The sequence below is a fragment of the Brevundimonas nasdae genome, assembly GCF_019395145.1.
GTDB lineage: Bacteria > Pseudomonadota > Alphaproteobacteria > Caulobacterales > Caulobacteraceae > Brevundimonas > Brevundimonas nasdae.
This window is the reverse complement of the sequence record NZ_CP080034.1, coordinates 302,113-314,208: the sequence shown is the minus strand read 5'-3', so window position 1 is coordinate 314,208 and position 12,096 is coordinate 302,113. Positions and strand designations below refer to the sequence as shown.

At 66.5% G+C, this 12,096-nt stretch carries 8 protein-coding genes; 6 read left to right on the top strand and 2 right to left on the bottom strand.

Features of this window, described 5'->3' with window-relative positions; all coding sequences use genetic code 11:
- Position 1: 1 nt before the first annotated feature.
- On the bottom strand, positions 2 to 1,861 hold the full coding sequence (locus KWG56_RS01530) for a hypothetical protein (protein WP_219353467.1): 1,860 nt from the start codon (positions 1,859 to 1,861) through the stop codon (positions 2 to 4).
- A gap of 431 nt (positions 1,862 to 2,292) precedes the next feature.
- On the opposite strand from KWG56_RS01530, the gene KWG56_RS01525 reads away from it, so the two are divergent.
- From KWG56_RS01525 to KWG56_RS01500, 6 genes are all read left to right on the top strand, one after another.
- Positions 2,293 to 5,184 (top strand): TonB-dependent receptor, encoded by a 2,892-nt coding sequence (locus KWG56_RS01525; protein ID WP_219353466.1) that lies wholly within the window; start codon positions 2,293 to 2,295, stop codon positions 5,182 to 5,184.
- A gap of 54 nt (positions 5,185 to 5,238) precedes the next feature.
- Positions 5,239 to 6,504 carry an alginate lyase family protein gene (locus tag KWG56_RS01520; protein ID WP_219353465.1) on the top strand — a complete coding sequence of 422 codons (1,266 nt, stop codon included), beginning with the start codon at positions 5,239 to 5,241 and terminating at the stop codon, positions 6,502 to 6,504.
- 93 nt (positions 6,505 to 6,597) lie between these two features.
- Positions 6,598 to 7,119, top strand: a complete 522-nt coding sequence (locus tag KWG56_RS01515; protein ID WP_219353464.1) for an RNA polymerase sigma factor — start codon at positions 6,598 to 6,600, stop codon at positions 7,117 to 7,119.
- Positions 7,120 to 7,156: 37 nt separating this feature from the next.
- Positions 7,157 to 8,098, top strand: coding sequence for a FecR family protein (locus tag KWG56_RS01510; protein WP_219353463.1), 942 nt, complete (start codon positions 7,157 to 7,159; stop codon positions 8,096 to 8,098).
- On the top strand, positions 8,095 to 10,413 hold the full coding sequence (locus KWG56_RS01505; RefSeq protein WP_219353462.1) for a TonB-dependent receptor: 2,319 nt from the start codon (positions 8,095 to 8,097) through the stop codon (positions 10,411 to 10,413). The genes KWG56_RS01510 and KWG56_RS01505 overlap by 4 nt, the downstream gene beginning before the upstream one ends.
- 82 nt (positions 10,414 to 10,495) lie before the next feature.
- On the top strand, positions 10,496 to 11,026 hold the full coding sequence (locus KWG56_RS01500) for an Ada metal-binding domain-containing protein (RefSeq protein ID WP_219353461.1): 531 nt from the start codon (positions 10,496 to 10,498) through the stop codon (positions 11,024 to 11,026).
- Here KWG56_RS01500 and KWG56_RS01495 read toward each other — a convergent pair.
- On the bottom strand, positions 10,955 to 12,004 hold the full coding sequence (locus KWG56_RS01495) for an isopenicillin N synthase family dioxygenase (RefSeq protein WP_219353460.1): 1,050 nt from the start codon (positions 12,002 to 12,004) through the stop codon (positions 10,955 to 10,957). The genes KWG56_RS01500 and KWG56_RS01495 overlap by 72 nt on opposite strands.
- Positions 12,005 to 12,096 lie beyond the last annotated feature (92 nt).

Sequence of the window (12,096 nt, the reverse complement as noted above, 5' to 3'; positions counted from 1 at the left end):
CTCATCTATCGCGAAATTGAACGCTCCAGCCGCCTGTCCATGTGCGGCCCGGATTGTCCGCCTGACACCGCACGACTGTCCGCAACGGCCCGACCGGCGTGCGATAGACGCCGCCGTCCGCCGCAGCGGGCTCACAGCTCACCCCCTGCCCCTGGAACGCGGCGACATCACCCAGCGCAAAAACGACGCCCTGATCCGCCGACTGGGCGCTGGACGAGAAGGTCCCCAGCTCCAGATCGACCTTTTGTATCGTCACGCCCCGACGCGCCGTGATCTCGTCGCGGCGCGTGATCCGGCCGGGCGACAGTTCATAGACAGTTCGGGCGCTGACCCGATCGTCGCGGACCGGCGCATCCCGCCCCATCCTGTCCATGGCCGGCAGAGTGTAGGTCAGGCGTGTGGTCTGGCCGACGACCTCGACCTTCACATTCGTGAACCACGACAGGGGCTGAAGCACGCTTCCGTCCGACAGGGTCACGCGCGGCAGCAACTGCGGATAGGTCTCGTTCGCCGTCCCAGCCAGAACGCCCGGCGAATAAGGAACGGGGAAGTATGGGTTGTTCATATGCTGACCGGGGCCGCCGTTGATCAACGGCAGGCCGATGACCCGGTCGCCATCGCGATAGGTGATCAGCAACCGGTCCTCAGCCCCCTTGGAGAACCAGGTCGTCGTCGAACGCGGCAGGGTCTTCAGCCAGTCCGCATAGCCCGCATCCGGCGCCCGGTCGCGATAGCCACGCTGGTTCCACAGGGTGTTGGTGTAGAACAACTGGTGCGACAGGCTGATGTTCTCACCCAGAATCCGGTGCTTGCCGCGATAGTCGTCGGTCTTCCGCCCATGATCCCACAGGTTCACCGAGCCCGTTCCGCTGTCCTGCCAGAAATCGACATAGCGGGCGGCGATGCGGGACGAGAAGGCATAGGCCATCCGCTCTTCTTCGTCGGTCAGCAGGTCCAGTGAGGCGGCGGCGGTCAGCACCTCAAGGAAGGCGGTCTCGCCATAGGCGCCGATGCTGCGGCCATATTCAAATCCCTCGCCACGCAGGTTGAAGCGGGGCAGCAGCAGGTCGACCGAACGCCGCAGCCAATCCTTGACCTCCTGCGGCGGGGCGACACCGGTTTCGATGAAACGCTGGGCGATTTCTCCGATCAGAAGCACGCTGTAGCGGTCGAAACGCCCCTCTCCCGTGGTTTCGTCGGCGAAGCCGAACTCACCAGAGTACTGACGGAAATGCTCCAGCGTCTTGGCCAGCAGGGCTTCGCTGGCGGACGTGTCCTCCCAACCCATCAGATAGCGCAGGCGCGCGATGCTGTAGGCTACGCCGTAATAGTTGTTGGGCAGGTTGATCAGGGTCAGATCGTCCTGACGCACGAACCGCCGCCAATCCAAGTTCTGACGCAATTGCGCCAGCGTCTGGGGCGACACGGCCTGACCCAGCAGCCCGGCTTCGTTCAGCTGATGCAGGGCGGACATGTAGTAATAGATGCCCCAGCTGTCGTTCGCATCCTCCAGCGTCAGTTCCGACAGGCGCCGGAATCCATCCAGAAAGCGGGCGCGGCGCGGGTCGCCTTCCGGCGCCTCGATCACCGCATGGGCCAGACCGATGGCGATCTTGCCCGGCAGGAACTTGTCGTTCGCCTCAAACACCCGAACCCCGTCCAGCGTCATGCTGCGGCCCTCGGTCATCAGTTGATCCAGCAGGGCGTCCATCTGCGGCGAGACGCGGTTGACGATGGTGGCGTTCATGGCCGGAGCTGTCTGATACAGGACGCCGCGCTCGACCTGGGCGCTGGCGGCCCCCGCGAGAACAGCCCCCATCGCCAGACCGAACACGCAACCCATCAAAGGCGAACGAGACATAGGAAGTCCTTGGAACAGAGGAAAAGAGACTGATCGGTTGAAAGCAGCGGAGCGACGGATCTGAGCGTTCAGGCCGGTGGCGGGGGATGCGAAACGACTGCGGCGCGCCGTGAAGAAACTCGAAAGAGAAAAGCGGTTTTCGAAGGTCTGAATCGCATTCCCCGGCGTCCATCTGATAGCGTTCACACTCGGCCAGGCAGACCCGAACGCCTCACCTCCCAAGATGCTTGGCGACGCCGCAGCTGATCGTGGCGGACACTGAATAATTCTCCTAACCATTCGTTTCGCCTCACTTTTTCGTCGCACCGAAAGCCCTGAAAGATTCTGGCTCGACCAATCTTGCCACCGGTGTCATTTCCGGTCTAGCCTACGCGACGATACGACGCTCGATCCACGAGCGCGGACCGGAAACGCTCAAGATTGGGGATCCCATGTTCAACCACACGAGACGCCTGCGCACTGTGTTGCTGGCCTCCGCGGCGCTCGCAGTCGTCGCAGCGCCTGCACTGGCGCAGGAAACCGCAGCCACCGCTCAACCCGCGCCGCAGGAGGATCAGACCGACGTTGGGGACGTCGTCGTCACCGGCCTGCGCGCCACGCAACGCAGCTCTATCGAGTTCAAACGCAGCTCGGCGGTCATCGTCGACGCCATCATCAATGACGAGATCGGCTCCCTGCCCGACAACTCGGTCGGCGACACGCTTGAGCGCGTGACAGGGGTCACCGCCGACCGTTTCAAGGGCAACGCCAACGAACTGTCGGTGCGCGGCCTTGGCCCGACCCTCAGCTTCTCCACCTTCAACGGACGTGAGGTCTCCACCGCTGGTCCCGACCGTTCGGTGGCGTTCCAGCAGTTCCCGTCCGAACTGGTCAACGGCGTGCTGGTGTACAAGACCCAGCAGGCCGACTTCGTCGACGGCGGCATCGCCGGCGTGATCGAGCTGCGCTCCATCCGACCGCTGGAAGCCAAACCCCGCCTGCAGTTCGAATATCGCGGCGTCTATCAGGAAAAGGATGACGCCATCCACGGCCGCGACGGCATGGGCTACCGCGCCAACCTGTCCTGGACCAACCGCTGGCTGAACACCCGCGCGGGCGACTTCGGCCTGAGCGTCGGCTATCAGCACCAGGACCAAGCGTCGCCGGAAGACTACTACACCACAAACTCGGCCTTCATCCCGTGCAACACGGATGCGGTGAACCCAACGGTGATCACCGGCACCTCGGCTGTCCAGACCGCGGCTGGGACCAGCTTCAACTGCGGCCTGCGCGACAGACTGACGGCGGCCCAACGTGCGGGCACGACGGAATCGCCGCTGTATTTCGCCACCACCTCGCGCACCTTCCGCCAGATCGCGACCAAGGAGACGCGCGACGGCTTCATGGGTTCGCTGCAATGGCGTCCGTCCGAGCGCCTCGACTTCCTGTTCGACAGTCAATACTCCAAGCGCTCCAGCCTCGAAAACCGCAACCAACTGGCCATCACCGAGGCGGCGCGCGGCATTGATCCGATCATCATCGGCGACGGCGGTCGATACAGCGAAGGCGCCCTGATTTCGTATCGCGGCAACTCAAACGTGGAGGTCCAGAACGAGGACCGCCTGCGCGAAGAAGAGTACAAGGCGGCAGGTCTTTCGGCCCGCTGGAACGGTGACCGGCTGCGCCTGTCGGGCGATGTCTCCTATTCGGAATCGCACCGTGTCGAGACGCAGAAGTCGACCAACATGCGGTCACCGACGCGTGTGGTCTATACGCTGGACGCGTCTGACGACGTGGTCCCGACCGTTGATTTCGGCAACTTCGACATCACCGATCCATCGTCCTTCCTGACGACGACTGTAGCAGCCAACACCAACTACGCCCGTTACCGCCGCGCGACCGACCGTAAGGATCAACTGGCGGCGGTCCGTTTCGACGGCGTCTATGACCTGTCGCAGACCGGCTTCTTCCGCAGCCTGAACGCGGGCGTCCGTTATTCGGAACACACCCGCAAGACCGACCTGGCCAACAACGGCGACGTCAACATCCCGATCGCCCGTGACGGCATGACCGCCGCCCAGATCGTGGCCCAGGCCAACCAGAACTGCCGCCTGGCCTTCCCGGCTTCGGAGTTCATGACCCAGTCCTCGACGAACATCCGCAAATGGGCGACGTTCGACAACGACTGCCTGTTCCGCGCCTATACGGGGCGCGACACCAACCCGCTGATGGAGGACTCGCGCGGTCCTGAGGACATCAACGTCAAGGAGACGATCAGCGCCGTCTATCTGATGACCACCTTCGGCGGCGAGCTGCGCAACACGCCCTTCACCGGCAACTTCGGCGTCCGCTATGTGAAGACCGAAGTGGACTCGCGCGGCTACCGGTCAGAGGTGCTGGTCACCCCGTCCGTCGGCGGCTCTGCGGCGACCATCGTCACCGTTCCGGGCACGCTGAGCGAAATCCGCGGCACGGGCGACTATGACTACTGGCTGCCCAGCGCCAACGTGAACTTCGACCTCAACGACAGGACCCGGCTGCGGTTCGGCGCATCGCGCTCCATCGCCCGCGCAGGGATCGAAGACTTCAATGTCGGCATCAACCCGCAGCCTGACACGACCGCGACCACGGTGCAGGGCGTTCTGGCCAACTCCCAGACCGGCAACCCCAACCTGAAGCCGCTGGACAGCTGGAACCTGGACGCGTCGTTCGAATACTATCTGAACCGCGACACGGCCTTCTCGTTCGCAGTCTATCACAAGTGGATCAAGAACGCCTCGTTCGACGCGGTCCAGCCCTTCACCACCTCGATCATCGCCAATGGCGTGGAGACGACCTTCAACGCCGTCGCCCCCGCAAACGATCCGACGCAGCGCCAGCTGACCGGGTTCGAGATCACCGGCAGCACCGTCTTCAGCCAGCTGCCCGGTCTGTGGTCAGGCCTGGGCGTCAGCGGCGGCTACAACTATGCCGACGCCGACTTCGAGTTCCCCGACCCGTCCGCCGTCGGCCCCTATGTGGATACAGCCGGCCTGCGCGGCCTGTCACGTCACAACGCCAACGCCTCGGTGTTCTGGGAGGGCGCGGGCCTGCAACTGCGCGCCGCCTACCGCTATCGGTCGGAGTATTCCAAGCCGAACAGCAACACCAACCGCAGCGTTCGCGGCTCGGGCATCCTGAACCTGTCGGCCAACTACAACATCAACCGCAATGTGCAGCTGAAGCTGCAGGCGCTGAACGTCACCAACGCCCGCGACATCATGTACAAGCCCGGCTACGACGCCGTCACCGAGGTGAGCGAGGGCAACACCCAGTATTACTTCGGCGTACGCTTCCGTTACTGACCCTAACGCCCGGCCGTCGTGCAGTCAGCGCGACGGCCGGCCAGGATTGCCAGCATGAACCGTCTGATCTCCTCGCTTGCGGCCATCGGCGTCGCCTGCACCTCCCTGCCCGCCGTCGCCCAGAGCCCTGTTGCGCCCGTCTGCGACGGATCGGCCGGATATTCGGCCGCGTTCGACGGCCGCCGCACCTTTCTGTGGCGTCCGGACTGGCTGACCACCATCAAGTCGCGCCTTTCCGACGACGCCTCGCTTCAGCCCGCGTGGACAGCATTGAAAGCCCGCGCCGACGCTGCCCTGACGCGCGAACCCTATACGGTCGTCACCAAGACCATGACGCCCGCCAGCGGCGACAAGCACGACTATATGAGCATGGGCCCCTACTGGTGGCCAGATCGCTCCAAGCCGCACGGCCTGCCCTATGTGCGCCGCGACGGCCAGTTCAACCCCGAGAAGGACACCAAGGCCTTCGACGTCTCCAGCCTGGAGGGCATGAGCCAGGATGTTCAGGCCCTGGCCCTGGCCCACTATTTCACCGGCGATCCCCGCTACGCCGCCAAGGCGGGCGAGATGATCCGCGTGTGGTTCCTTGATCCCGCCACCAAGATGAACCCCAACTTCAACCACGGCCAGGCCGTGCCGGGCCGCGTGTCTGGCCGCGCCGAGGGCGTCATCGACGCCCACCGCCTGGTCCGCGTGGTCGAGGCGGCGGGCCTTTTGCTGCCCACCGACGCCCTGACGCGGGAAGAGAACGAGGCGCTTCAGGACTGGTTCGGCGAACTGGTGCAGTGGATGGCGACCAGCACCATCGGCCGTCAGGAGCGGGCCGCAGAGAACAACCACGGCCTCTACTACGACACCCTGATCACCCACTTCGCCCTGTTCGCGGGCATGGATGATGCGGCCCAGGCCGTGGCCGAACGCGCCAAGACCCGGCGTCTGGCGGCCCAGATCGACCCGGACGGCAGCCTGCCCAAGGAACTGACCCGGACCCGGTCGCTGCACTATACGACCTGGACCCTGACGGCCGCCTTCGATCTGGCGGACGAGGCGCGCTGCGTCGGCGTGGACCTGTGGAACTATCGCTCCGAGGACGGGCGGTCGCTGCACGGCGCCGCCGACTTTGTCGCGGCTTACGCCGGTCGCGAACAGGAGTGGCTCTGGCCCGAGCTGAACAAGGCCGAAACTGACGGCATGTATGAAGTGCTGCAACGCGCCGCCTGGGCGTGGGACGATCCGTCCTATGCGGCGAAGGCCGCCCTGTACGCCGAACGCAACGCCGACATCAGTCTGAACCTGCGCGTGCCGCCCTACGCGCAATGAGGCGGTGAAACACCGTCCGCCGCCAGCCTGGGCGGCGGACGGACGGATCGCTACGGTTGCCACCCGATACGGGCCAGGGCTATGGCGGAGGTGATGAGCGGGTCGCCTGACATTCCGGCTGCTGGGTTAGAGGCTGTCTTCAACGAGATGCGCCCGGCCCTGATCCGTCGCGCCCAGGGGATGGGTGTGGGGGGCGACGCCGAGGATGTGGTTCAGGACGTCTGGCTGAAACTGCAAACAACCACCGGTCCGGTCGCCAGTCCCCACGCCTATCTGCTGCGCATGGTCTATACGGCGGTGCTGGACCGCAAGCGCGGCGCCAGGCGGGCCGCGGCGCGCGACGCCGAATGGTCGACGCCCGCCAACCTGCCGCAGGACAGCGTCGCATCCGCCGAGGCCGAACGCCGTCTGATGGCTGTGCAACTGCTGGCCAAGGTCGAGGCGCGGCTGTCCGATCTGGGGGATCCGGCGGCGGCCATCTTTCGTCGTCACCGCATCGACGGCCTGACCCAGCGCCGCATCGCCGAGGAGTTCGGCATGGGTCTGAGCACCGTCGAAAAGCATCTTCGCCGAGCCTATGCGGCAATTCTGGACCTTGAGGGGGACAGACCGTGAGGCAAATCGCAAGGCGCGGCGTCCTAGGGGCATGGGGATGACCATTTCAGAAAGAAATGTCGACCGGGAGGCTCTGGACTGGCTGGTTCAGGTCAATGATCCCGGCTTCGATCAATGGGACGCGTGGGACGCCTGGATGGCGGCCGATGGTCGAAACGCCGAGGCCTATTGGCGGCTGGCGGGGGCCGAGGCCGACGCCGTCGAGGCGTTGAAGAGCGCGACCGTGCGTATCGTCGCCCCGCGCCCGGGCGGGATCGGCCGCCTGCCGCGTCGATCGCTGGCGGCGGTCGCGGCGGCACTGGCCGCTGTGGCCATCGGCGGCGTCTGGTTCGCAAACAGCCAGCGCGCCCAGCCGTGGACGGTCGAGACGGCGCCCGGCGAACAGCATACCCTGACCCTGGCCGACGGCTCGGTCGTTTCGCTGGACGGCGGCACGAGATTGGCGATGGACCGGCGCAAGCCGCGCGCCGTGCGGCTTGAGGGCGGACGCGCCCTGTTCACCGTCGTGCATGACGACGCCCATCCGTTCGTGGTGGTCGTGGGCCAGACCACCCTGACCGACCTGGGCACCGTCTTCGACGTGACCCAGTTGCAGGACGGGGTGCGCGTGTCGGTGTCCGAAGGCAGCGTGCGCGTCGACGCCCCCGCCGACACCGCGACCCTGAACCCCGGCGACAGCGTGATCGCGACCCCGCGCGGTCTGGATCGGCGCACACTGTCGCCCGATGACGTCGCCGCTTGGCGCGAGGGGCGGCTGACCTATGCCGACGAGGCCCTGGGCGTCGTGGCCCAAGATCTGGCGCGAGCGCTGAACCGGCCCATCACCGTCTCCCCCGCCCTGTCGGGCCGCCGGTTCAGCGGCAGCCTGACCACCCGCGCCGCGCCTGAAGATCAGAGGGGGCGTCTGTCGCGTCTGCTCGACGTCTCTGTCGTCGATGAAGGCGCGGGCTGGAGGCTGGAGCCGAGACCGGGCTCGTGAGCGTCGCGGCTGTCGTGGTTGCAGGAATGCTGGCCGCACAGGCCGGCGCGCCGCAGACCTTTTCGGTCGGCGCAGGCCCCGCCACGCAGTCCATCAACCGGCTGGCGGCGCAGGCGGGCGTCGACGTGGCCATCGCCATCGACCTTAGCGGACGCAGGACGCCGGAGCTGCGGGGCCGCATGACGCTCGATGCGGCGTTCGAACGCCTGCTGCAGCCGTTGGGCGCGCGCGCTGTGCTGATCGGCGAGGACGCCTACCGCATCGAGGCCGCGCCCCGTCGGACGCCGCCGCCCTCAACCCCGACGCCGACGCCGACGCCGGTCACGACCCAGCTCAGCGAAATCGTCGTCACCGCCGCGCCTCCGGTCGGCCTGTCCCAGGCGTCGGGACGCACCCCGGTCGACAATGGCGCGCTGGAAAGGTTCGAGGGCGCCGCGACCAGCGATGCGGTCGCCGACCTGACCGCCACCGTCGATTCCACGCGCCAGGGCACAGGCCGCAACAAGCTGTTCGTGCGCGGCCTGGCGGACTCGGCCATGAACGGTCCGCTGCAGGCGACGGTGGGACAGTATCTGGGTGATCTGCGCCTCAGCTTCGGCTCGCCCGACCCGGATCTGGCCCTGGTCGACATCCGCCGCATCGAGGTGTTTGAAGGCCCGCAAGGCACCCGTTTCGGCGTCGGCGCCATCGGCGGCGTGCTGCGCATCGAACCGGCGGCGCCGGAACTGGAAGAGGCGTCAGGCCGTCTGATCCTGGGCGGCGGCGCGACATCGGGCGGCGCCGACAGCAGTGACGTCGCGGTCGTTCTCAATCAGCCCATTGGGGAACAGGCGGCGGGACGTCTGGTGGCCTATGCCCGTCGCGACGGCGGCTTTCTGGACAATCCGACCCTGGGCCTGCGCAACGCCGATTACGTGGATACGACGGGCGCGCGCGGGACCCTGCGCTGGACCAATGGCGACTGGACCGTCGATGTGGTCGGCGTGGCTCAGAAGGTTCAGGCCGGAGACGCCCAGACGATCGCCGTCGACAGCGCGCGCCTGCTCAAGACAGGCCGGGTGCGCGAACCCTATTCCAGCACCATCGCCCTGGCGGGCGTCACCGCGCGTCGGTGGCTGGGCTCGGCGCGCCTGACCTCGGCGACCAGCGTGTCGCGTCACAGGCTGGATGAAAGGTTCGACGCCACCCTGACCGGCGACATCTATCCCGCCGCCGTTGATCGCACCCAGACCGCCTCCAGCGCCTCATCCGAACTGCGGATCGACATGGCGCCGTCGCGGGGCCTGACCTGGTCTGGCGGGGCCGCCATCGCCTTTGGAGAAACCACGGTCGAACGTCGCCGTCAGACCGTCATGACGACGCTGACCCCGGCCTATGGCGCGGACCTGAAACGCACCTTCGCCGAAGTCACGGCCTTTGGAGAAGCCTCGGTCGCGCCAGCCCCGAACTGGCGGTTTGCGGTCGGCGCGCGCCTGTCCGGCACCCGCATCGACAACGACATTCTGGTGGTCGCAGCAGACTTCCGCGGCAAGGAGCGCGACCACCACGGCATCAACTATCGCCTCAGCCCCAGCCTGTCCGCACGCTGGGACGTGACGCCGGAAACCACCGTCTTCGCCCGGCTGGAGCAGGCGGTGCGGCCCGCCGGGGTCAATGAGGCGAACGGCGCCTTCGAACGCTATCAGGGCGACCGGGTCACCCTGCTGGAGCTGGGGGCGCGGACCTATGAGGCCTGGCATGGGCTGACGGGCGAAGTCTCCGCCGGGTGGATGGACTGGCGCGATGTCCAGGCCGACATCATCACGCCGGGCGGCGACATGGTCACCGACAACGTCGGCGACGGCGTGATCAAATTCGTGTCGGTGAAGGCCGCCTGGCGGCCCACGGACGGACTGGACATCTCCGGCGGCCTGTTCCTGAACGACAGCCAGCTGACGCCGACGCGCATCGGCGTCATCGGCGGGGGCAAGGGCGATATTCCCAACGTCGCGCCGATCGGCGGACAAGTGAGTTTCGACTATCAGCCCGGACAGGTTGCGGGTCTGCCGCTGCGGCTGGGCGCCGACTTCCGCTATGTGGGCCGGTCGCGGCTGGGCGTCGGCGTGGGGTTGGACGTGCCGCAGGGCGGTTATCTGCTGTCGGCCCTGACGGCGCGGCTGGGCGACGACCGCCGCGCCTTCACCCTGCGCGTCTCCAATCCCATGGATGTGACGGGCATTCGTTACGGCATCGGCTCGCCGTATCAGCTGTCCCAGCCCCAGGCCGTGCCGCTGCGCCCGCTGACCGTTCGGCTGGGTTTCGAGGCCGCCTTCTGAAGAAAAAATGGTCCAGCCGTAAGGCTGTCCGCCCCCGTCGGCGTCCTTGGTTCATGTAACCGCGCCCATAGGGATTTTCGCCATGGACCAAGTCACCCGCCGTTTCGACGCCGTCTCCGACATGAGCCTGCGGGGCCGCCGTCTGGCCCAGTTGATGCGCCGCGACCCGAGCGCCGAAGGCCAGTTCTGGTATTCGGTCATCACCACCGGGGTCTATTGCCGTCCGACCTGCCCGGCCCGCCACGCCCTGCCCGAGAACATCCGGCTGCATGAGACGCTGGCCGAAGCCCGCGCCACGGGCTTTCGACCCTGCCGACGCTGCGATCCCGAAGGTGCGTCCCTGGCGCAGAAGCACGACGTCCTGATCCAGACCGCCTGCGAGATGCTGGGTGCTGAGGGCCGCGCGCCCTCATCGCAGAAGGTGGCCAGCGCGGTCGGGCTGAGCCGCTCGCACTTCCACAAGCTGTTCCGCCAGACCACCGGAACCACGCCGTCCGCCTATGCGAAATCATTGCGTGCGACGACGGCCCGCAGCCGCCCCCTAACCGCCCGCCGGTCGTTCGATCAGGTCCAGGACATCCGCATAGTGGGCGGCGGCGACGTCAGGGTGTGAACGCAGGCGGCTTTTCAGCTGGTTCTGACCGACCTCGCGGAAGATGGGATTCAGCGGATCGACCGACAGGCCCCGTTCGGCCTGCTTCAGGTCATCGGACAGGGGCATGACCGGCACCACGGCGTCAGGCCGCGAGCCCAGAAAGAAGGCGACGGAGAATCGCTCATTCCCCGCAGGCGGCGCGACCACATCATGGATGGCGGCGCGAACCAGACCGTTGGTCGCCAACTCCAGCAGTTCGCCCGCATTGATGACGAATGTCCCCGGCACAGGCGGCGCCGCGATCCACGATCCATCATCCGCCTGAACCCGCAGACCCGGCGTCGTGTCCTGCAACAGGACGGTGACGAAACCGCCGTCGCGATGGGCGCCGACGCCCTGGTCGGTTTCAGCCACATCCCGCCCCGGATAGCGGATGATCTTCATCAGTTGCGACGGACCGGGTTCATAGATTTCGGCGAACGCGTTTTCCGGCTGCCCCAGAGCGACAGCGATGGCTTTCAGCAGTTCGATCCCCACCCGCGTCACCTCGGCCTGATAGGCCAGCAGGACCGGCCTCAGCTCCGGCATGGCGTCCGGCCACAGGTTCGGCCCTTGCAGACGCCGCCATGCGGGCGTGTCTGGACCAACGGGATAGGGCGCGGCCTCGGTGTTGATGTCCAGCTGCTCGCGCCAGTCCTGCTGGCCCCGCGTCAGCTCCAGCCCTGCACGGTTGTAGCCACGGAAATGCGGCGACCTGACCATCTCGATCTGCAGCTTGTCGTCCAGCGGCAGGGCGAAGAACCGTTTCGACGCCGCCAGAACCTGATCAATCAAGACCTGATCAACGCCGTGCCGGGTCAGATACAGGAAGCCCTGCTGATACAACACCTCCAGCAGGTCAGTCAGAAACGCATCGCGCCGTTGCGGCCCGGCATGGAAGTCCGACAGGTCCAGCGTCGTCAGCGACGGCGCATCGGCGGGCAAGGCTTCACTCATGACGCACGCAGGTTGGTTGATGATTCAGCACAGCCTGTCGGCGACTATGGCGCCTGCCGCAAATCATCATCCGTGGCGGGACTGGCAGGAAA